A 19,744-nucleotide genomic window follows, 5' to 3' on the forward strand; every position below is an offset into this window, starting at 1 on the left:
CCGGGCGGGCCCCCGCACCGTCACTCCCCGGGCGCCGCCGCCCCGGGCGCCGTCACTTCTCGGGAGCGTCGAAGGCGGGCCGCGCGTCGAAGGCCGCACGCCGGGTGGCCCGGCGCAGCGCCCTCAGCAGCGACGGGCCGACGGCGAGGACCAGGACCACGGTGAGCACGGCCCGGCCCAGGTCCCAGCCGAGCGAGGTCACCAGGCAGTACGTGACGAAACGGACCAGGTTCTCGTGCAGCGGGCCGCCGGGGTCGTAGGAGATCCCGGACGCCTGCCCCTGCAGCAGGGTCCAGCCCTGGAGGTTCATCAGCGTGCCGTAGCCGAACGACGCCACGAAGCCGTACGCGGCCAGCATCAGCACCTCGCCACGGCCCCGCAGCCGCTCCGGCGCCGGCAGCAGGCCCGCGCCCATCGTGAACCAGCCCATCGACAGCATCTGGAACGGCATCCAGGGCCCGACCCCGCCGGTGAGCAGCGCGGAGGCGAACATCGTCACCCCGCCGAGGACGAACGCGAAGCCGGGGCCCAGCACCCGGCCGCTCAGCAGCATCAGGAAGAACATCGGTTCCAGCCCGGCCGTCCCCGCCCCCAGCGGGCGCAGCGCGGCGCCGACCGCGGCGAGGACCCCCAGCATCGCCACCGACTTGGAGTCCAGACCGTCGTCCGCGACGGCCGCGACGGCCACCCCGACCAGCAGGACCAGCAGCGCGGCGAAGAGCCACGGCGCGGCCTGCCCGTGGGAGAGGCCGGAGTCCCGCCCGGCCAGCAGCGGCCAGCAGAAGGCCATCAGACCGACCGCGCCGACCAGGACCAGTGCCACGACGGCGCGCGGCCCGAGCCGGACGGGACGGGCCCCGCGGGAGGCCCTCATACGGACCCCTTCGCCGGTCCGGCGGCGCTCGCGGACGGGTCCGCCTCCGCCGTCTCCAGAGCGGTGCGCACCTGGGTGACGGTCAGCCATTCCCGCGGGGCCAGGATCTTCGCGGTCTGCGGGGCGAATGCGGGGGAGGAGACCACCACCCGGGCGGTCGGGCCGTCGGCGACGACCTCCCCGTCCGCGAGGACCACCACCCGGTGGGCCAGCTCCGCCGCCAGTTCCACGTCGTGGGTGGCCATGACGATGGCGTGGCCCGCACGCGCCAGCCCGCGCAGGACGCCCACCAGCCGCGCCTTCGCCGCGTAGTCGAGGCCGCGGGTCGGCTCGTCCAGCAGCAGGAGCGGGGGCCGGGCCGTCAGGACCAGGGCGAGGGCCAGCGCGAGCCGCTGCCCCTCGGACAGGTCCCGGGGGTGGGTGCCGTCCGGCACCCCCGGCAGCAGCTCGGAGACCAGGGCACGGCAGCTCCCGGCGGGCGCGCCCGCGTCGGAGTCGGCCGCCGCGCACTCGGCGGCGACCGTGTCCGCGTACAGCAGGTCGCGGGGCTCCTGGGGGACCAGGCCGACGCGGCGCACCATGTCCCGGGGGGCCGTGCGGGCCGGGGGCAGGCCGCCCACCGCCACGGAACCGGTGGTCGGTTCCAGCATCCCGACGAGGGTGGCCAGCAGGGTCGACTTGCCCGCGCCGTTCCGGCCCATCAGCGCCACCGTCTCACCGGGCACCACGGACAGGGTGATCCGGCACAGCGCCTCGACCCGGCCGCGCCGTACGCCCATCCCCTCGACCCGGGCGACCGCCTCCGCGCCGCTTCGGGCACGGGTCCCGCCGGACCCCGCGGTGTCCGCCGGTCCCCCCGCCTTCCCCGGGGACGCCCGGCGGCCGAAGAGCCGGCCGAGGATCCCGGCGGGCGCGGCGGGAGGCAGGGGAGGCAGCGCGGTGACGGCCGCCCCTCCGGGACCGGCCGGGGACGGGACGGGCACATGGGCGAGCCGTTCCCGGAGGGCCGCCGAACGGCGGCGGGCGTCGCGCACCGACAGCGGCAGCGGGTCCCAGCCCGCCAGCCGGCCCAGCGCCACCACCGGGGGCCGCACGGGCGAGACCGCCATGACCTCGGCCGGCGGGCCCAGCACCGGTGCGGCGCCGGGCGAGGGCAGCAGCAGGACCTGGTCCGCGTACTGCACCACCCGCTCCAGCCGGTGCTCGGCCATCAGCACGGTGGTGCCCAGGTCGTGCACCAGGCGCTGCAGCACCGCCAGCACCTCCTCGGCGGCCGCCGGGTCCAGGGCGGACGTCGGCTCGTCCAGGACCAGCACCTTCGGGTGCGGGGTGAGGACCGAACCGATCGCGACCCGCTGCTGCTGGCCGCCGGAGAGCGTGGAGATCGGGCGGTCCCGCAGCTGCGCCAGGCCCAGCAGGTCGAGCGTCTCCTCGACCCGCCGGCGCATCACGTCCGGCGGCAGCCCCAGCGACTCCATCCCGTACGCCAGTTCGTCCTCGACCGTGGCGGTGACGAAGTGGGAGAGCGGGTCCTGGCCCACCGTGCCGACCAGGTCGGCCAGCTCGCGCGGCTTGTGGGTGCGGGTGTCCCGGCCGCCGACGGTCACCCTGCCCGTCAGCCTGCCACCGGTGAAATGCGGTACGAGACCCGAGACGGTGCCCAGCAGGGTCGACTTGCCGACACCCGACGGGCCGACCAGCAGGACGAGTTCGCCCTCCGGCACGGTGAGGTCCACGCCCGAGAGGGTGGGCCGCTCCGCGTCCTCGTACCGGACGGAGACATGGTCGAAGCGGATCACTGCTGCTCCTCGGGGGCCGTGGGGGAAGCCGGCGGCGGGACGGGCGCGACGGCGGCGGGCAGCAGCCCGGCCAGCACCGCCGCGGCCGGCCACAGCGGCAGGACGGGGGCGGTCAGCGGGATGACACCGGGGCGCAGCGCCTCCGGGTCGGTGACGCCCGCGGCGATCATCGCCGCCGCGACGGCCGCACCCGAGCCGGCGACCAGCCAGGCGCGCACCCCCCACCGGTCCGGGCGGTAGCGGGTACGCACCGAGCGGCGGCCGCCCAGCCGCAGTCCGGCGAGCGCCGCGACCAGCCCCGCCAGCAGCAGCGGCAGCCCGTAACCCGCCCCCTCGGCGGACAGCAGGCCGTACGTGCCGGCGCACACGCCCAGCAGCCCGCCGAGGGTCAGGGCGTTGGTGGTGCGCCGGACGGCGGGCGGGACCCGGGCGGTACGCCCGTACCCCCGCGCGTCCATCGACGCCGCCAGCGCCACCGAACGCTCCAGCGCGCCCTCGACGACGGGCAGCCCGATCTGCAGCACCGCGGCGACACCGCCGGCCGGCCGGCCGCGCAGCCGGCGGGCCCGGCGCAGCCGCACCACGTCGGCGACCATGTTCGGCGCGAAGGTCATCGCCACGACGACGGCCACCCCCGCCTCGTACAGCGCGCCCGGCAGCGACTTCAGCAGCCGGGCGGGATCGGCCAGCGAGTTCGCCGCGCCGACGCAGATCAGCAGGGTGGCCAGCTTCGCCCCGTCGTACAGCGCGAAGACCAGCTGTTCGGCGGTGACCGTGCCGCCGATCCTGATCCCCTGGGCCCAGTCGGGCAGCGGCACCTCGGGCAGGGCGAACAGCGGGTGCACCCCCGGCAGCGGCGACCCGAGCACCACGGAGAACACCAGCCGCACGCCGACGACGAACAGCCCCAGCTTCACGAACGCCCCGTACGAACGGGCCCACGGCGCGTCCGTACGGCGCGCCGCCACCACATAGCCCGCCACGCCGACCAGCAGGCCCAGCAGCAGAGGGTTGGTCGTCCGGGACGCGGCGGTGGCCAGCCCCAGCGCCCACAGCCACCAGGCACCGGCCGGCAGGGCGTTGCCCCGGGACGCCCGGGGCGCCCGCAGGGCACGGCGGACCCGGGCGGCACCCGTGGAGGGACTCATCGGCTGCGGCGGGCCCGCAGGACGGCGGCGACACCGAGCAGGAGCACCGCGCCGACACCGGTCAGGACACCCGCCGAAGGGCCGCCCCCGGAACCGTCCGAGCCCTGGGCGGAGACCGGGTCCCCGGAGGGGGCGGCACCGTCCGCCGGGCCGCCGGAGGCCCCGGAGGCTCCGGCGACCTGCTCGCCGCAGCCGGTGCGCGGGTAGTCCGATATCGCGCAGAGCATCGCGGAACTGTCGTACCGCAGGGGCGTCGCCACCGACGCCAGCGCCTCGGCGGCGCTCGACCCCGGGGCGACCCGCGCGCACGCGGTGCGCAGCGCGGGAGGCCGCTCGCCCTCCGGGGCGTCCGCGGCCGTACCCGGATCGATGACCAGGGCGATCCGCTCGGTGCCGCCCTTCGGCGGCGTACCCGCGCAGATCGTGGAGAAGTCCGGAGCGCGCCGCGGCTGCGCGGAGTCCTGGGAGTCCTCGCTGACCGAGAAGCGGAAGCCCCACACCGTCCCGTCGTCCGGCCGGACCAGGGAGGGGCCCTGCGTGGCGTACGTCCACCCCGTGCCGCCGTCGCCCTCCCAGAACGACCAGTAGCGGTAACCGGCCGCCTGCGCGCTGCCCGCGCCGGACACGGTCAGGACAGCGGCGGCCAGGAACAGCGGCACGGCGGTGCGCCCCGGACGCCTCACAGCTGCTGGTTCTTCCGGCGCCCGCTCAGCAGGAAACCGATGCCCGCGCCGAAGGCCAGGCCGATGCCGACCAGCCACCAGACACCGAGCCCGCCGTCGTCGCTGGTGGTGTCCTCGGGCTCGTCCTGGGTCGCCGTGGGGGAGGGGACGGCCGTCGCGGCGGGCGCGGGGCCCTGCGCGTTGAGCTGCCTGACCAGGTCGACGCCGCCGAAGTCCCGGGCGTCGGTACCGGTGGCGTGGGCGGCCAGCACCAGCTGGGCGGTGGCGGCCGGGCCGCCCTTCTCCGCCCAGTCCCCGGCGTTCTTCTCCAGATAGGCGACGGCCTTCTCCGCCTGGTCCTTGTGCCCCGAGGCGGCCAGGGCCACGACCGCGTCGGCGGTGTTGCCGAAGTCCGGCTGCGGCTCGGACTCCTCGGCACCGGGCATCGGCGGCAGCTGGAGGTGACCGGAGCCGGCCAGGGCCTTCGCCAGGTAGAAGGCGCCGTTCTGCGCGGTCTGCTCGACGGTCAGGCCGTCGCCCTCGTGGCAGACCGGCTTCCGCACCGCGTTGGAGTTGCCGGCCGCCATGCCCTTGCCCATCGCGCCGAGCACCGCGGCCGCGGTGGCGTCCGCGTTGGCGGTGAGCTTGCCGTCCTTGTCCGGCTGGTAGGCGAACGCGCCGGCGCCCTCGCCGTCGCACGGCAGGGCGAAGGACTGCAGCGCCGTGTAGGGCGAGGCGCCGTCGTCGGTGGTGATGTCGGCCAGCGGGACACCCGCCCGGGCCAGGGCGCCGGTCACCACGGCGGTGGAGTTGGCGTCACTGGGGCTGCCGGGGTTGTAGCCCCAGCCGCCGTCCTCGTTCTGTACGGACTTCAGCCAGCTGACCGAGTTGTCCACCGTCGGCCGGTGGGAGTTCAGCTCCATCAGCGCCTGGACGGCCGCGGCGGTGGCGTTGGTGTCGGCCACCGTCTTGTCGTCGCAGGGCTTCGAGGCGTCCCGGTAGGAGGCGTAGGCACCGCTGTCGCACTGCTGGGCCACGAGCCAGTCCACGGACTTCGTGGCGGGGGTGACCAGCTCTATCTTCTGGGCCAGGAAAGCCATCGACTGGCGCCAGACCCCGTCGTAGGTGGGGTCCGCGGTGCCGTACAGGCCCTCGGGGAGCTTCGTGGACGGGGACGGCGACGGGCTCGGGGCGGCGGACGCGGCAGGTGCGGCCGCGGCCGAGAGCACGGCGGTGATCGCGAGCGCTGCCGCGCGGCGGCGTACGGTCATGGCTGGCTGGGCCTCTCCTGGAGGACCGGGACACGGGCACACGGGTGCACCGGGCTCCGGCCCCGTATACCTCGACGGTGCCGGCCACCGGGGTTCCGGCGGCACGAGCCGGTCATCGCACGCGCGGGGCATTCCGGCTCGTCCGCTCCGGGGAGCGGACATACGGCTGCGGGCCAGCGCCGGATTCGCACCGGCTTCCCCCCGTACGGGCATGATGACGACCCCCTCACTCTACCGGGGGACACGGCGGCTCCCCCGGTCGCACCGTGCCGCCTGCCCGGCGGTCTGCCGCGGAAGGCCGGGTGCGGGGGCTTCCCAGCAGGTCAGGGTGCGTGCGAGACTCCGGCGGACATCACACGGGCACCGCTCGTGGAAGGGACGAGACGGAGCGGGAAGCACCTGTGCGCAGAAGAGGTACGGCGGCCGTGGCCGCCGGGGTGAGCGTGTTCATGGCCGTGACCACGGGCTGCGGGCTCATCGGGCCGGACGAGGAGAAGACCCCCGCGAAGGCCTCGCCCTCGCCCCTTCTGCCGTTCACCAAGGAGACGGTCGCGGACGAGATAGCGGCTTACACTTTCGCCGCCGGGCTTCCGGACGGCGACACCTCCGCCGCCGGCATGCCGGAAGGCGCCTGGCGGGAGTGCGTGACCCCCTGGCACGGGACCGTCCCCGCGGACCGGGCCGCCGAGGGCTTCGAGGGAACGGTCAAACGGCTGCGCCAGCACGACTGGGAGATCGTCTCCCGCCACGCCGAGGGCGACGTCTCCTTCCGTACGTTCGCCAAGCGCGGCTGGAAGCTCTACGCCCGGCACCAGGCCCTGGGGGACACCCAGGCGGTGGCCTTCACCGGGGTCGAGGACGGCTGCGAACTGCCCGAGGGCCTGAAGGACGAGGTCCTGGACCCGGCCTGACCGGCGGAGCGGCGTCCTGGACCCGGCCCGGCGGGCGGAACCGCAGGGCCGGACGGAGCGTCACGGCAGACATGAAGCAGTTGAAATATGAACAGGATTACGCGGGGTGCCTGCTCGCCGTCGTGGGTGCCACGGCCGCCCTCCTCGCCTGGGCCCCGCTCGCCCGGATCAGTGTCACCGGCGGCTTCGAGGGCATGCACCGCGATCTCAGCGTGTTCTACGTCGACCTCCCGCTGATCGCCCTCGGCGGGGCGCTCCTGCCCCCGCTCGTCCGGAGCCTGGCGCGGCGCTGCGCGGTCCGGCCGTGGGGAGCGCTGGCCCTGGCCCTCGCCGCGCTCGCGCTCGGCGTCTGGGGGCTCATCAGCTGGTGGGAGCCCTACCGGCAGCCGGAGTTCATGGGACTGGGCGCCCGGTAGGACGCCGGGCGGCCGGGCCGGATCCCCTCGTGCCCGGACCGCGGCCGGCCCGGTCAGCCGGCGCCGGGCCGCCCGGGGCCGTCCCCCGCCGGGCCGATCAGTCGGCACACCGTCTCGATGTCCCGCCCCACCTGGGCGATCGACTCCCGGCCCGACAGCCAGGTGATCAGCGCGGAGTGCCAGGTGTGCTCGATGACGCGGACCGCGGCGAGCTGCTCCCGGGTGGGCTCCCGGACCCCTATCGCGTCCACGATGATCGCCGTGGTCAGCCGGGAGACCGCGTCCACCTCGGGGCTCACCCCGCGGTCGGCGAAGGTGAAGGCCCGCACCATGGCGTCCGCCAGGTGCGGCTCCCGCTGGAGCGCCCGGAAGGCCCGCATCAGGGTCTCGGCGACCCGCTGCGCGGCGTCCTGGCCGGCGGGCGGGCGCCTGCGGAGTGTGACCCGCAGGCGCTGGAGCTGTTCCTGCATCAGCGCCACCAGCAGATGGACCTTGGAGGGGAAGTAGCGGTACAGCGTGCCCAGGGCGACCCCGGCGGCGTCCGCCACCTCGCGCATCTGCACCGCCTCGAAGCCGCCCCGGCCGGCCAGCTGGGCGCCGGCCCGCAGGATGGAGCGCCGGCGGGCTTCCTGACGTGCCGTCAGAGCAGGCGCCGCAGGTCCGGTCTCCGCTGTCATATCTCCCACCCAAGGCTCCCTGCCGTGCCACGGGGACCGGAGCGGAAACGGGTTCCCTGTCCCCCGGAAGGAGGTTCCGGCGGCGGCCCGCGCCGGACGCCCGCCTGTCGTGGCGTGAATCACCTGCTCGGGCCGTCACACTGACGCTACCTGCCGGTAGATTCGGTGGCTGCTGTACCGACCAGTCTGAAACTTGTTCTAGATTAGCGCGACCGGTTACGCTCCGGCGAACACCGCAGTGAGAAGGGGGCCGAGTGTGACCGCTGAGGCCATGGAGTCCGGTCCCCCCATGGGCGGTGCCCTCTCCGGTGCGGGCGGCGACCGGCCGCTGCGCATCGCGCTGCTGACCTACAAGGGCAACCCCTTCTGCGGGGGCCAGGGCGTCTACGTACGCCATCTCGGCCGTGAACTCGCCCGGCTCGGCCACCGCGTCGAGGTGATCGGGGCCCAGCCCTACCCCGTGCTCGACGAGGGCGTCCCGCTCACCGAACTGCCCAGCCTCGACCTGTACCGGCAGCCCGATCCCTTCCGCACGCCCAAGCGCGGCGAGTACCGCGACTGGATCGACGCCGCCGAGGTCGCCACCATGTGGACCGGGGGCTTCCCCGAGCCGCTCACCTTCAGCCTCCGGGCCCGCCGCCATCTGCTCGCCCGACGCGGCGAGTTCGACGTCGTGCACGACAACCAGACGCTGGGATACGGCCTGTTGGGGGACCTCGGCGCCCCGCTCGTCACCACGATCCACCACCCCATCACCGTGGACCGCCGGCTCGACCTGGACGCCGCCCGGTCACGGCGCCGGCGGCTCTCGGTCCGCCGCTGGTACGCCTTCACCCGGATGCAGAAGCGGGTCGCGCGCCGGCTGCCGTCCGTCCTCACCGTGTCCGGCTCCTCGCGGGCGGAGATCGTCGAGCACCTCGGGGTGCGCCCGGACCGCATCCGGGTCGTGCACATCGGCGCGGACACCGCTCTGTGGTCCCCCGACCCGTCCGTCGCCGAGGTGCCGGGCCGGATAGTGACCACCTCCAGCGCCGACGTACCGCTCAAGGGCCTCGTCCACCTCGTCGAGGCGCTCGCCAAACTCCGTACGGAGAACCCGCGGGCGCACCTCGTGGTCGTCGGCAAGCGGGCCGAGGACGGACCCGTCGCCCGTGCCATCGAGCGCTACGGCCTCACCGACACCGTCGAGTTCGTCAAGGGCATCAGCGACGAGGCCCTCGTCGACCTGGTCCGCAGCGCCCAGGTCTCCTGCGTCCCCTCCCTGTACGAGGGCTTCTCGCTGCCCGCCGCCGAGGCCATGGCCACCGGCACCCCGCTGGTGGCCACCACCGGCGGGGCGATCCCCGAGGTCACCGGCCCGGACGGCGAGGCGTGCCTGGCCGTGCCGCCCGGCGACGCGGGCGCCCTGGCCGCGGCGCTGGGCCGGCTCCTGGACGACGCCGCACTGCGCGCCCGCCTCGGCGCGGCCGGCCGCGCACGGGTGCTGGCCAACTTCACCTGGGCCAGAGCCGCCGCAGGCACCGCCGAGCTGTACCGTCAGGCGATCGCCGCCCGCGGAGCGCGCAGGTGACCCCTCCCCCGGCTTCCCCGAATTCCGTGGCTCCCGCAGCCTTTTCCCCCGACCTCGAAGGCAGGCACCCGTGCTGACCGTCGACTTCACCCGCTTCCCGCTCGCCGCAGGCGACCGGGTGCTCGACCTGGGCTGCGGCGCCGGGCGCCACGCCTTCGAGTGCTACCGGCGCGGCGCCCAGGTCGTGGCGCTCGACCGGAACAGCGAGGAGATCCGCGAGGTCGCGAAATGGTTCGCCGCCATGAAGGAGGCCGGTGAGGCCCCCGTGGGCGCCACCGCCACCGCGATGGAGGGCGACGCCCTCAACCTGCCCTTCCCCGACGCCTCGTTCGACGTGGTCATCATCTCCGAGGTGATGGAGCACATCCCCGACGACAAGGGCGTCCTCGCCGAGATGGTCCGCGTCCTCAGGCCCGGCGGCCGCATCGCGGTCACCGTGCCCCGCTACGGTCCCGAGAAGGTCTGCTGGACCCTCTCGGACGCCTACCACGAGGTCGAGGGCGGCCACATCCGGATCTACCGGGCCGACGAACTGCTCCGCAAGATCCGCGAGGCCGGACTCAAGCCCTACGGCACCCACCACGCGCACGCCCTGCACAGCCCCTACTGGTGGCTGAAGTGCGCCTTCGGCGTCGACAACGACAAGGCGCTGCCGGTGCGCGCCTACCACAAGCTGCTGGTCTGGGACATCATGAAGAAGCCCATGGCCACCCGGGTCGCCGAACAGCTCCTCAACCCCGTCGTCGGCAAGAGCTTCGTGGCCTACGCCACCAAGCCCCACCTGCCGAGCCTCGCGAAGGCCGAGGCGTGAGCACCCCCGAGCGGACCGAACACCTCGTCCTGCCCGGAGTCCTCACCGCCGAGCAGGCCGCCGAGACCGTCGCCGCACTGCTGGCCGTCCAGCGTGAGGACGGGGCCCTGCCCTGGTTCCGCGGCCACCACCTCGACCCGTGGGACCACACCGAGGCCGCGATGGCCCTGGACGCCGCGGGCGAGCACGAGGCCGCCGCCCGCGCCTACGACTGGCTCGCCCGCCACCAGAACGGTGACGGCTCCTGGTACGCCGCCTACCACGACGGCGACCCCGGCCGGCCCACCGACCGGAGCCTGGAGACCAACTTCTGCGCCTACGTGGCCGTCGGCGTCTGGCACCACTACCTCGCCACCGGCGACGACGCGTTCGCCGACCGGATGTGGCCGACGGTCTACGCCGCCGTCGAGTTCGTCCTCGGACTCCAGCAGCCCGGCGGCCAGATCGGCTGGAAGCGCGAGGCCGACGGCACCCCCGTCCCCGACGCCCTGCTGACCGGCTGCTCCTCCATCCACCAGGCGCTGCGCTGCGCCCTCGCCCTCGCCGAACAGCGCGAGGAACCGCAGCCCGACTGGGAACTGGCGGCCGGTGCGCTCGGCCACGCGATCCGCAGCCACCCGGAACGCTTCCTGGACAAGAGCCACTACTCCATGGACTGGTACTACCCCGTCCTCGGCGGCGCGCTGACCGGCCGGGCCGCCACCGAGCGGATCGACGAGGGCTGGGACCGCTTCGTGGTGCCCGGACTCGGTGTGCGCTGCGTCCTGCCCAACCCCTGGGTGACCGGCGGCGAGAGCTGCGAACTGGCCCTGGCCCTCTGGGCGACGGGCGAGTCCGACCGGGCCCTGGAGATCCTCCAGTCCATCCAGCACCTGCGCGCCGACGGCGGCCTGTACTGGACGGGGTACGTCTTCGAGGGCGAGCGGGACTTCTGGCCGCAGGAGCTCACCACCTGGACGGCGGGTTCGCTGCTGCTGGCGGTCGCCGCGCTCGGCGGGGACGAGGCCACCACCGCCGTCTTCGGCGGCGAGCGGCTCCCGGCCGGCCTGGACCCCGACTGCTGCGCGCGCTGACCCGCGGCGAAACGCGCGCGCCGGCCCGCGGCGGAAACGGAATGGGCACGGCCGGACGCGCTGCGTAGGGTTCGGGCATGACTGTCCTCCCGTACGCCCGTTACTGCGACGAGATACTCGTCCAGACCGCCCTGCTGGCCTCGCTCCTGGACGGCGCCGACCTGGCCGCGCAGGTCCCCACCTGCCCCGACTGGACCCTGCGCGATCTCGCCGTCCACGTCGGCGGCGCGCACCGCTGGGCCGGCGAGATCGTCCGCCGCCGCGCCACCGAGGAGATCTCCGCCAAGGAGGTGCCCGGCGCCGAGGGCCCGGAGGGCGACGACCCCGCCGCGCTCGCCGCCTGGCTGAACCGGGGCGCGGAGGAGTCGGTACGGGCGCTGCGCGAGGCCGGCCCGGACGCCGGGGTGTGGGCCTGGGGCTGGGAGCGCAGTTCGTCCTTCTGGGCCCGCCGGATGACCCACGAGACCCTCGTGCACCGGGCGGACGCCGCCTTCGCCACCGGGAGGGCCTTCGAGGCGGACCCGGAACCGGCCGCGGACACCATCACGGAGTGGCTGCAGATCATGTCGTTCGTCCAGTCCACGGGCTACGTCCCGGAAGCCGCCGAACTCCGCGGCCCCGGGCGGTCCTTGCACCTGCACGCCACGGACGTGCCGGGGGCGGAATGGCTCGTCGAGCTCGGCGAGGACGGCTTCACCTGGCGGCACGCCCACGCGAAGGCCACGGTCGCCCTGCGCGGTCCGCTGACGGAGCTGATGCTGGCGTTCAACCGCAGGCAGAAGCCGGACGAAGGGGGCCTGGAGGTGCTGGGCGACCGGGAACTGCTCGACTTCTGGCTGGAGCGGTCCTCCTTCGGCTGATCCGCTTCCGCTCCGGGGCACACCGCGGCCCCCGGACATACTGCGGCCCCGGCCCCGGACACACCGCGGCCCCCGCCCCTCCGTTTCCGGGGGCGGGGGCCGCGGTCCGTGCGGAGGGCTCAGCCGCGCTGGATGCCCGTCGTGTCCTGGAGCACACCACGGCGGCCGTCCTGGGTCTGGGCGACGAGGCCGGGGCCGCGCTGCTCGACCGCCAGGTACCAGGTGCCCGGGGCGAGTTCGGCGATCGGGGTCGGCGCACCGTCCTCGCCGTACAGCGGGCGGGCCACCGGCACGGCGAACCAGAACGGGGTGAAGTCACCGGCCGGGGCACCGCCACCGGTCTGCGGGGACTGCTGGGCCTCCGGCCCGCCGGCCTGCTGGCCGTACGGCTGGGACTGGCCCGGCTGCCCACCGTAGGACTGCTGGCCCTGGGCGCCGGGGTAGCCGTAACCCTGGCCGGGCTGCTGGCCATACTGCTGCGGTCCCGGCTGGGCCGGGCGCGGGGCGCCCATCAGGGGGGCCTTCAGCGCCGGGACCAGCGGGGTGGCGATCGCACCGCCGGCCAGCACGATCGTCGCGAGGAGCCCGAGGATCAGACCGGCACCGGCGTTACTGGCGTCGATGATCGTCCAGAACATCGTCCAGAGCGAGTAGACGGTGAACGCGGCGCCGAACTGGCCGAGTTCGAACCCCACGACCTTGCGGCCCGGCACGGCACGGCTCACGATCAGCAGCGCCGCGCCGATGATGCCGGCGAGGTAGATGCTCATCAGGAGCGGAAGCGAGTCCCAGGCGTTCGAGCTGTAGCCGGAACAGTCGATCCCCGAGGGGCAGTCGACGCCGAAGAGGTCGAGGAAAGAGGCGATGAACAGCACGACCGCTGCTCCGATCACCACGCCGTCGCCTCGAGTGAGGGAGCGGATATTCACGTGAAGGTCCTTAGTCGGTCGTCTCGTCGGGGCGGTCGTCGGTGCCGCCCGGAACGGCGGGTACAGGCGAAGCTCGGGGGCGGCTCCCCATCGTACGGATGAATCTATCGTTTGCCGGGGCGGGTTGTATCACTGCCCGGAACCCGGGCGCCATATCCCCCGGATGTTCCCGAACTCGCCCCGTTCCCGCCGCAGATCTACCTTTTCAGGTAGCTGCTGATGCCCTCGGCGATACCGGCCGCGGCCCGCCCGCGCCAGTCCGCGCTCATGAGCAGGGCGGCGTCGTCCGGATCACGCATATTGCCGCATTCGATGAAGACTTTGGGCACGGTGGAGAGATTCAGCCCGCCCAGATCCCCGCGGGTGTCCAGTCCGGTATTGCCGCCGATGTAATTGGACGGCGAGCTTCCGGTAGCGCGTACGAATTTCCCGGCAATGCGTTCGCCGAGGTCACGTGAGGCGGCCACGATCCCGGAGGTGTCCGCCGCGCCGCCGCGGACCGCCGCGGGCAGGATCACGTGGAAGCCCCGGTCGCCGGCCGCGGAACCGTCCGCGTGGACGGACACCACGGCGTCGGCACGCGCCTCGTTGCCGATACGCGCCCGCTCGTCCACACACGGGCCGAACGCGCGGTCGCCGTCCTGGGTGAGTACCACCTCCGCCCCCTGCGCCCGGAGCAGTGTGCGCAGCCGGCGGGAGACGTCGAGGGTGAAGAGGGCCTCCGCGTAACCGGAGCCGGTGGCGGTCCCGGTGGTGTCGCACTCCTTGCGGCCGGTCCCGATGTCCACCTGCCGGCTGATCTCCCGGGTGTGGTCACGGTTGTCCGGGTTGTGCCCGGGGTCGATGACCACCGTACGGCCGGAGAGCGGCCCGCCGGGCGGCGGCTCCGCGGAACTCCCCACGGGCGCCAGGGAGGCGGCGGACGGGGACCCGGCGGCCGGGGGCACCGGGGAGGAGGGACCGTCCTGCGCCCCGGAGCCGGGGGACACCTGGCCGGCGGCCGGACCGGCCTGGCCGCCGCCCCCGCCGCAGCCGGCGGTCAGGCAGACGGCCGCCAGCGCCACGGCGGCGGCCAGGGGCCCGCGGTGCACGGCCGGACGGGAGGCGGGGGGAGAACTGTCGTCGTCACGCACGGGGCGATGGTAGGGCCTCCCGCCCGGACACCGGGCCGCCGGGCCCGTCCGGATCCCGGGGCGTACCGGGCGCCGCCGGAGAGGCGGGACCCTCACCGCACGGCCTCAGATCCCCGGGCCCGTGCGCCGCAGCACGCGCAGCGAGTCCGTCACCGAGATCTCCGTGAACGCGCCCGAGCCCAGCGCCCGGCGGTGGATCCGGTACGGGGCCTGGCCGCCGTCCGCCGGATCGGGGAACACGTCGTGGATGACCAGCAGACCACCGTCGGCGACCTTCGGGGCCCAGCCCTCGTAGTCGCCCGTGGCGTGCTCGTCGGTGTGCCCGCCGTCGATGAACACCAGGCCGAGCGGGCCGCCCCAGACGGCGGCGACCTGCGGGGACCGGCCGACGAGTGCCACCACGTGCTCCTCCAGGCCCGCCCGGCGCAGGGTCCGGCGGAACGTCGGCAGGGTGTCCATCAGACCGTTCTCCGGGTCCACCACGGACGGGTCGTGGTACTCCCAGCCGGGCTGCTGCTCCTCGCTGCCCCGGTGGTGGTCGACGGTCAGCGCCGTCACCCCGGCCGCGCGGGCGGCGTCCGCCAGCAGGATCGTGGAACGCCCGCAGTAGGTGCCGACCTCCAGCAGGGGGAGTCCCAGCGCCGCGGCCCCGGTGGCGGCGGCGTACAGGGCGAGCCCTTCGTGTACCGGCATGAAGCCCTTGGCGGCCTCGAAGGCGGCGAGGACCTCCGGCTCGGGACGGGCGGCGGACTCGGCGGTCACGGGGTTCCTCCTGGTGGGGCGGCGGATCGGACGGCGTCCCATCGTGCCGTACGCCCCCGCGGCACGGACCGGCGGGGGCGTACGGGCGTGGCGGGCCCGGGCGGGGGCCTCCGGCAGGGCTGCCGGGGCCCTTGGCAGGGCTGCCGGGGGCCCCTGGCAGGGCTGCCGGGTCAGGTCAGCAGCTCTGCCAGAGCCTGGTCATGACGCGGACGCCGAAGCGCAGCCCCTCCAGCGGGACACGCTCGTCCACGCCGTGGAAGAGGCGTCCGTAGTCCAGGTCGTGCGGGAGCTTCAGCCCCTTGAAGCCGAAACAGCGGATGCCCAGGCGGGTGAAGGCCTTGGCGTCGGTGCCGCCGGGGTTGCAGTACGGGACGGGGTGACCGTCGGGGTCCTCCGCGCGGACCGCCTCGCACATCGCCTCGACCAGCGGACCGTCGAACGCCGTCTCCAGCGCGATGTCGTGGTTGACCCACTCGCGGCTGACGGAGGGCGCCAGCAGCCGGTCGATCGTGTCGGTCAGCTCCTGCTCGTGTCCCGGCAGGAAGCGGCCGTCCACCCGCGCGGTGGCCTTCCCGGGGATCACGTTCGTCTGGTAACCCGCGGTGAACATGGTGGGGTTGGCGGAGTTGCGCAGCACCACCTGCATGAAGTCCGCGACCGGCCCCAGCCGGGACAGGGTGCCCTCGATGTCGTCCTCGTCGAACTCCACACCGTAGAGGCGGGCCGCCTCCTCCAGCAGGGCGCGGACCGGTTCGATCAGCCGGACGGGGAAGGTCTCGCGGCCGATGCGGGCCAGCGACTCGGCGAGGTCGGTGACCGCGTTCTCGTCGTTGGGGGAGGAGCCGTGGCCGGCCCGGCCGGACGCGGTGAGCTCCATCCACGCCATGCCGCGCTGGGCGTTCTCGATCGGGTACAGCCGGCGGGTGCCGTCGATCGCGAAGGAGAAGCCGCCCCCTTCACCGATGGCCTCGGTGACGCCCTCGAAGAGCTCCGGGCGGTGCTCGACCAGCCAGTGCGCGCCGAACTTCCCGCCCGCCTCCTCGTCGGCGAGGAAGGCCAGGACCAGGTCGCGCGCGGGCCGCGTACCGGTGCGTGCGAGGTGGCGGGCGGTCGCCAGCACCACCGCCACCGTGTCCTTCATGTCGATCGCGCCCCGGCCCCAGAGGTAACCGTCGCGGATCTCGCCGGAGAACGGGGGGACCCGCCACTCGGAGGCGTCGGCGGGTACGACGTCGAGGTGGCCGTGCACCAGCAGGGCGCCCCGGGACGGGTCCGCGCCCGCGACGCGCGCGACGACACTGGCCCGGCCGGGGGCCGCCTCGACCAGCGTCGAGGCGATGCCGGCCTCGGCGAGCCGCTCCACCACCCAGTCCGCGGCGGCGCGTTCGTCGCTCGTCGGGTTGGAGGTGTCGAAACGGATCAGGTCGGCGCAGAGGGCGACGGCCTCCTCCTGGGCCTCTTCGGAGGCGGGGACGATACTCATGCTGCTCCTGCCGGGGTGGTGGTGCGGGCGGCGGGCGCGGGGGTGTGCGCGGTCCCGTCGTCCAGGGCCGAGGTGCCGTACGGCCTGATCCAGCCCGCCAGACCGAGCACGGAGTACAGTGCGAAGGCCGTGATCAGCGAGTTGAGGGCCGGGATGCCGCCGTCGTAGAACTTGCCGACGCAGAACGCGGCGGCCCAGACGACCAGGGACATCGGCACCCAGGCCGGCGAACTCGCGGGCAGGGTCTGGGCCTCGCGGGTCTCGTCCAGCGGCCGCCGCATCCGCTTGACGACCCAGTACTCGGCGACGATGATCCCGCCGATCGGCGGGATCATCACGCCCAGCAGGGAGAGGAACTCCGTGAAGTGGGCCATGATGCCGACCGCGGAGAGCGCCGTGCCGGCGACCCCGAGGACGACGGTGACCGCCCCGCGGTGCATCCGCTTGCCGAAGACGACCTGGAAGAAGTTCACGACGCCGAGCGAGGAGCCGTACAGGTTCCAGTCGTTGATCTTCGCGGTGGACATCAGGACCACGATCACGCCGAACGCGCCCGAGGTGGAGAGCACGATGTGCGAGACCTCGCCGGACTTCACCAGGTGGCCGAGGAGCACACCGGTCATGCCGACGATGTACTCGGAGAGGATCATCGAGGAGGCGCTCTGCACGAAGACGTGCGAGCCCTTCCTGTTGTAGCGGGTCATCTCGGGCGACACGATGGCGCCGGTCATGTAACCGCCCGCGATGGCGGTCGCGGCGACGGCCAGCGGGATCGTCTCGCCGGGCGGCGGCGAGCTGATCAGGTCGCCGAGCGAGTGGTCGTTCAGCGTGGTGACCACCGACCAGGCGACCATGGCGAAGAACAGCGGGGTGACGATCTTCGCGAAGAGGGCCATGTACCGGAAGCCGAAGATCACCAGCGCGGTGATGGCGGCGCCGGCCAGGACGCACCACATCCAGGACGGGCCGCCGACCAGCTCCGAGACGCTGTCGCCGAAGATCGTGTTCTGGACGCCGAACCAGCCGACCAGGCTGACCGCGATGACGAAACTGACCAGGGCGGAACCGTTTCTGCCGAAGCCCGCCCAGCGGGTCAGCATCGGGGTCGCCAGGCCCTCGCGCATCCCGGCCATGCCGATCGCGAAGATCACGATCTCCAGGATCACCGCGCCGAGCGTGAAGGCGAGGAACGCGCCCTGGAAGGTCATCCCCACGCCGATGGTGGCGCCGAGGGTGAACTGGGAGATCGACCCGGACTGGGCCAGCCACTGCAGGAGCATCGACCAGAAGCCGAAACGCTTGTCGCGCGGCACCCGGGAGAGCGAGTAGTCGTCGCTGCCGATGCTCTTGCCCCCGGAGATCTCGGGGGCCTCGGGGGTTGCGGGGGCCGCGGCGGCCCGGCTGTCGGGTGCCATCAGGACTCCTGGGGGGTGCGGCCGAAGGTCTGCAGGTGTGCCAGCGACCCGTAGCGGCCGACGAGGGCGTCGAACTCCACCGCGTCGTGGAAGTCCAGGGTTCCGGCGCCGAAGGCCTTGGCGACCTCCACGGCGTACCGGGCGGCGGAGGCGATGTCACCCTCGTGACTCGCCCCCGTCTGGCAGCCGGGCACCGCCGCGGCCGAGGTGACCGCGAGACCGACGACCGGGGCGGCGGTCGCGGTGGAGGGCTGCAGGATCGAATTGATGTGGTGGGCGCCGTTGCCGTACGGAGTGATGTCCTGGGTGGTCACGGGGTACGTGACCAACGGCTCACCGGTCACCACCGCGAGCAGTTCCCCGAGCTGCTCGGAGACCCGGAGCACCCAGCCCTCCTTCACGGTGGGCGAGAGGGCCAGCCCCTTGTGGTTGATGATCCGGTTGCCCTTGGTGGTGTCGATGGAGAGCACGGCCTCCATCTCGCCGGTCACCTCGTGCCGGTTCATCGTGGCGATGTCCACCGGCGACCCCATGAAGGGCACCGGGTCGTGCGGCTCGGTCGGGGCGTCCGGGCAGATGTGCGTGGCGACGACCACGTCGCCGGGCAGCGCGTCGCCCCGGCGGCGCATGTCCAGCAGCTTCGCCGCCGCGGCCAGCGCCGACACCGCGCCGTCGGCGTCGGACACCAGCCCGGTCACCTCCGGCCGCGCCCCCACCCCGCCGAGCCGGCCGACCACCCCGAGGGTGCGGGCGGTGCCGCCCGACATGCGGCCCCGGGTGCCGGGCACGCGTACGAGGACGAAGTCCGTCGCACCCCGGTCACCGGTGACGGTGGTGACCCGGGCGGACGAGCCCTCAACCCCCGCGACGGAATCGAGGTAGGCGACGACCGCCTTGCCGTCGGCCTGCGGATCGTCCAGCAGCTCGACGAGATCCAGTACGTACTTGAGCATGGGGGGCCTTTCTCCGGAGCGGGACACCCGCCCGGCGCTCCGGCGGAGAAGCGCGGGGCGGGGTGCTGGAGCAACATTCGGGATCGGATAACGTGGAACGCAATAGTTTCCCGTTATCTGCAATTGACGTCTGAATGGTGAGATGGCGATGGCCGGACCCGAGCTTGACCGGAGCACCCCCGCGGGTGCCCTGCAAACCGTCGACCGGGCGCTCCTGGTACTGCTCGCCTTCGAGCGGACCAGGCCGGACTGGGGGGTCACCGAGGTCGCCGAGGAGTTCGGCTGGGACACCTCGGTCGCCCAGCGCCTGCTGGCCACGCTCGCGGGCCGGGGCTTCCTGGTCTCCGACCCGGCCACCCGCCGCTACCGCATCGGCCCCGCCGTACTGCGGCTCGGCCGGCTGTGGGAGCGCTCGGGGTCGCTGGAGCTGCTGGCCGCGCCGGTCCTGGAGGAGCTGCGCCGGACCACCGGCGACACCGTGCTGTTCTGCCTGCCGGACAGCTTCCACATGCGGTGCGTGGCCGCGGAGGAGGGCGAGGCCGGGCCGCTGCGGTACTACCCGCTGGTCGGCGAGCTGTACCCCGCGCACGCGGGGGCCACCAGCAAGTCGTACTACGCCTGCCTCCCCGACGACCAGCGCCACCGGCTCTTCCGGGGCCGGCCCATGGCCCGCTTCACCGACCGGACCGTCACCGACCCGGACCTGCTGGAACAGGAGTTCCTGAAGATCCGCGCCCAGGGGTACGCCTGGACGGTCGGCGAGTACGACACCGGTATCGCCACCGTCGCCGTACCGGTGTTCCTGGGGCGCGAGCCCTACGGCAGCCTCAGCCTCGGCGGCGGCGAGGACCGGTTCCGCGGGGCGCCCGAGGACCGGCTCGACGCACTCCGCCGTGCCGCCCGGCTGCTGGAGCAGCGGCTCACGCACCCGCCCCAGCGGCCGAAGTCGCGCGCGGGGCGTCCACGCCCCGCCTGACCCCGCGCCGCCTGCTGGGCC

At 74.1% G+C, this 19,744-nt stretch carries 19 protein-coding genes and 1 riboswitch; of the genes, 7 read left to right on the forward strand and 12 right to left on the reverse strand.

The features are described 5' to 3' along the window. Positions 1 to 52: 52 nt before the first annotated feature. Genes CP967_RS24205 through CP967_RS24225 form a run of 5 tightly spaced genes read right to left on the reverse strand, consistent with a single transcriptional unit; the run spans position 53 to position 5,754 of the window. Complete coding sequence (locus tag CP967_RS24205; RefSeq protein ID WP_150489987.1) at positions 53 to 874, reverse strand: ECF transporter S component; 822 nt, start codon at positions 872 to 874, stop codon at positions 53 to 55. Then, entirely contained in the window at positions 871 to 2,673 is a 1,803-nt protein-coding gene (locus CP967_RS24210; RefSeq protein WP_150489988.1) for an ABC transporter ATP-binding protein, read from the reverse strand. The genes CP967_RS24205 and CP967_RS24210 overlap by 4 nt, the downstream gene beginning before the upstream one ends. Next, positions 2,670 to 3,821, reverse strand: coding sequence for an energy-coupling factor transporter transmembrane protein EcfT (locus CP967_RS24215; RefSeq protein WP_150489989.1), 1,152 nt, complete (start codon positions 3,819 to 3,821; stop codon positions 2,670 to 2,672). The genes CP967_RS24210 and CP967_RS24215 overlap by 4 nt, the downstream gene beginning before the upstream one ends. Next, positions 3,818 to 4,504 carry an SCO2322 family protein gene (locus tag CP967_RS24220; protein WP_150489990.1) on the reverse strand — a complete coding sequence of 229 codons (687 nt, stop codon included), beginning with the start codon at positions 4,502 to 4,504 and terminating at the stop codon, positions 3,818 to 3,820. Before CP967_RS24220 ends, CP967_RS24215 begins: the two co-directional genes overlap by 4 nt. Beyond that, positions 4,501 to 5,754: an SCO2321 family membrane protein gene (locus CP967_RS24225; RefSeq protein ID WP_150489991.1), complete on the reverse strand. Its 1,254-nt coding sequence runs from the start codon at positions 5,752 to 5,754 to the stop codon at positions 4,501 to 4,503. Before CP967_RS24225 ends, CP967_RS24220 begins: the two co-directional genes overlap by 4 nt. Before the next feature lie 126 nt (positions 5,755 to 5,880). Continuing rightward, a riboswitch (cobalamin riboswitch) is annotated at positions 5,881 to 5,955 on the reverse strand. A gap of 248 nt (positions 5,956 to 6,203) precedes the next feature. On the opposite strand from CP967_RS24225, the gene CP967_RS24230 reads away from it, so the two are divergent. Beyond that, entirely contained in the window at positions 6,204 to 6,665 is a 462-nt protein-coding gene (locus CP967_RS24230; protein ID WP_229888235.1) for a hypothetical protein, read from the forward strand. Between the two features lie 71 nt (positions 6,666 to 6,736). Further along, positions 6,737 to 7,081, forward strand: a complete 345-nt coding sequence (locus tag CP967_RS24235; protein ID WP_150489992.1) for a hypothetical protein — start codon at positions 6,737 to 6,739, stop codon at positions 7,079 to 7,081. A gap of 53 nt (positions 7,082 to 7,134) precedes the next feature. Here the strand turns inward: CP967_RS24235 and CP967_RS24240 are convergent, their stop codons facing one another. After that, positions 7,135 to 7,758, reverse strand: a complete 624-nt coding sequence (locus CP967_RS24240) for a TetR family transcriptional regulator (protein ID WP_150489993.1) — start codon at positions 7,756 to 7,758, stop codon at positions 7,135 to 7,137. Positions 7,759 to 8,014: 256 nt separating this feature from the next. Here CP967_RS24240 and CP967_RS24245 point away from each other — a divergent pair, with 256 nt between their 5' ends. The 4 genes from CP967_RS24245 to CP967_RS24260 all read left to right on the forward strand — a co-directional run bounded on the left by CP967_RS24245 (position 8,015) and on the right by CP967_RS24260 (position 12,072). Beyond that, the gene (locus CP967_RS24245) at positions 8,015 to 9,328 is read left to right on the forward strand and encodes a glycosyltransferase family 4 protein (protein ID WP_150489994.1); all 1,314 of its coding nucleotides are present in this window, start codon (positions 8,015 to 8,017) and stop codon (positions 9,326 to 9,328) included. A 70-nt stretch (positions 9,329 to 9,398) separates the two neighbouring features. After that, the gene (locus CP967_RS24250; RefSeq protein WP_150489995.1) at positions 9,399 to 10,139 is read left to right on the forward strand and encodes a class I SAM-dependent methyltransferase; all 741 of its coding nucleotides are present in this window, start codon (positions 9,399 to 9,401) and stop codon (positions 10,137 to 10,139) included. After that, positions 10,136 to 11,212 carry a prenyltransferase/squalene oxidase repeat-containing protein gene (locus CP967_RS24255; protein ID WP_150489996.1) on the forward strand — a complete coding sequence of 359 codons (1,077 nt, stop codon included), beginning with the start codon at positions 10,136 to 10,138 and terminating at the stop codon, positions 11,210 to 11,212. The genes CP967_RS24250 and CP967_RS24255 overlap by 4 nt, the downstream gene beginning before the upstream one ends. Before the next feature lie 77 nt (positions 11,213 to 11,289). Beyond that, positions 11,290 to 12,072: a maleylpyruvate isomerase family mycothiol-dependent enzyme gene (locus CP967_RS24260; RefSeq protein WP_150489997.1), complete on the forward strand. Its 783-nt coding sequence runs from the start codon at positions 11,290 to 11,292 to the stop codon at positions 12,070 to 12,072. 119 nt (positions 12,073 to 12,191) lie between these two features. Here the strand turns inward: CP967_RS24260 and CP967_RS24265 are convergent, their stop codons facing one another. The 6 genes from CP967_RS24265 to CP967_RS24290 form a co-directional block, all read right to left on the reverse strand. Beyond that, a complete protein-coding gene (locus tag CP967_RS24265) occupies positions 12,192 to 13,001 on the reverse strand; it encodes a DUF5336 domain-containing protein (protein ID WP_150489998.1) in 810 nt (269 codons plus the stop codon). A gap of 197 nt (positions 13,002 to 13,198) precedes the next feature. Continuing rightward, complete coding sequence (locus CP967_RS24270) at positions 13,199 to 14,134, reverse strand: N-acetylmuramoyl-L-alanine amidase (protein ID WP_150489999.1); 936 nt, start codon at positions 14,132 to 14,134, stop codon at positions 13,199 to 13,201. 105 nt (positions 14,135 to 14,239) lie between these two features. Continuing rightward, positions 14,240 to 14,896, reverse strand: coding sequence for a class I SAM-dependent methyltransferase (locus tag CP967_RS24275; protein ID WP_150490000.1), 657 nt, complete (start codon positions 14,894 to 14,896; stop codon positions 14,240 to 14,242). A 175-nt stretch (positions 14,897 to 15,071) separates the two neighbouring features. Continuing rightward, the gene (locus tag CP967_RS24280; protein ID WP_150490001.1) at positions 15,072 to 16,379 is read right to left on the reverse strand and encodes a M20/M25/M40 family metallo-hydrolase; all 1,308 of its coding nucleotides are present in this window, start codon (positions 16,377 to 16,379) and stop codon (positions 15,072 to 15,074) included. Beyond that, on the reverse strand, positions 16,376 to 17,794 hold the full coding sequence (locus CP967_RS24285; RefSeq protein ID WP_229888236.1) for a cytosine permease: 1,419 nt from the start codon (positions 17,792 to 17,794) through the stop codon (positions 16,376 to 16,378). Before CP967_RS24285 ends, CP967_RS24280 begins: the two co-directional genes overlap by 4 nt. After that, positions 17,794 to 18,747 carry a DUF1177 domain-containing protein gene (locus CP967_RS24290; protein WP_150490002.1) on the reverse strand — a complete coding sequence of 318 codons (954 nt, stop codon included), beginning with the start codon at positions 18,745 to 18,747 and terminating at the stop codon, positions 17,794 to 17,796. Before CP967_RS24290 ends, CP967_RS24285 begins: the two co-directional genes overlap by 1 nt. 142 nt (positions 18,748 to 18,889) lie before the next feature. Here CP967_RS24290 and CP967_RS24295 point away from each other — a divergent pair, with 142 nt between their 5' ends. Then, the gene (locus CP967_RS24295; RefSeq protein ID WP_373300332.1) at positions 18,890 to 19,723 is read left to right on the forward strand and encodes an IclR family transcriptional regulator; all 834 of its coding nucleotides are present in this window, start codon (positions 18,890 to 18,892) and stop codon (positions 19,721 to 19,723) included. The last annotated feature ends 21 nt before the right edge of the window (positions 19,724 to 19,744 follow it).

The organism is Streptomyces nitrosporeus (assembly GCF_008704555.1).
Taxonomy (GTDB): Bacteria; Actinomycetota; Actinomycetes; order Streptomycetales; family Streptomycetaceae; genus Streptomyces; species Streptomyces nitrosporeus.

Bases quoted from the DNA above. Each gene is read 5' to 3' on its own strand.
- CP967_RS24205 (WP_150489987.1), bottom strand. From the start codon at position 874: ATGAGGGCCTCCCGCGGGGCCCGTCCCGTCCGGCTCGGGCCGCGCGCC.
- CP967_RS24215 (WP_150489989.1), bottom strand. From the start codon at position 3,821: ATGAGTCCCTCCACGGGTGCCGCCCGGGTCCGCCGTGCCCTGCGGGCG.
- CP967_RS24225 (WP_150489991.1), bottom strand. From the start codon at position 5,754: ATGACCGTACGCCGCCGCGCGGCAGCGCTCGCGATCACCGCCGTGCTC.
- CP967_RS24230 (WP_229888235.1), top strand. From the start codon at position 6,204: ATGGCCGTGACCACGGGCTGCGGGCTCATCGGGCCGGACGAGGAGAAG.
- CP967_RS24235 (WP_150489992.1), top strand. From the start codon at position 6,737: ATGAAGCAGTTGAAATATGAACAGGATTACGCGGGGTGCCTGCTCGCC.
- CP967_RS24240 (WP_150489993.1), bottom strand. From the start codon at position 7,758: ATGACAGCGGAGACCGGACCTGCGGCGCCTGCTCTGACGGCACGTCAG.
- CP967_RS24260 (WP_150489997.1), top strand. From the start codon at position 11,290: ATGACTGTCCTCCCGTACGCCCGTTACTGCGACGAGATACTCGTCCAG.
- CP967_RS24280 (WP_150490001.1), bottom strand. From the start codon at position 16,379: ATGAGTATCGTCCCCGCCTCCGAAGAGGCCCAGGAGGAGGCCGTCGCC.
- CP967_RS24285 (WP_229888236.1), bottom strand. From the start codon at position 17,794: ATGGCACCCGACAGCCGGGCCGCCGCGGCCCCCGCAACCCCCGAGGCC.
- CP967_RS24290 (WP_150490002.1), bottom strand. From the start codon at position 18,747: ATGCTCAAGTACGTACTGGATCTCGTCGAGCTGCTGGACGATCCGCAG.
- CP967_RS24295 (WP_373300332.1), top strand. From the start codon at position 18,890: ATGGCGATGGCCGGACCCGAGCTTGACCGGAGCACCCCCGCGGGTGCC.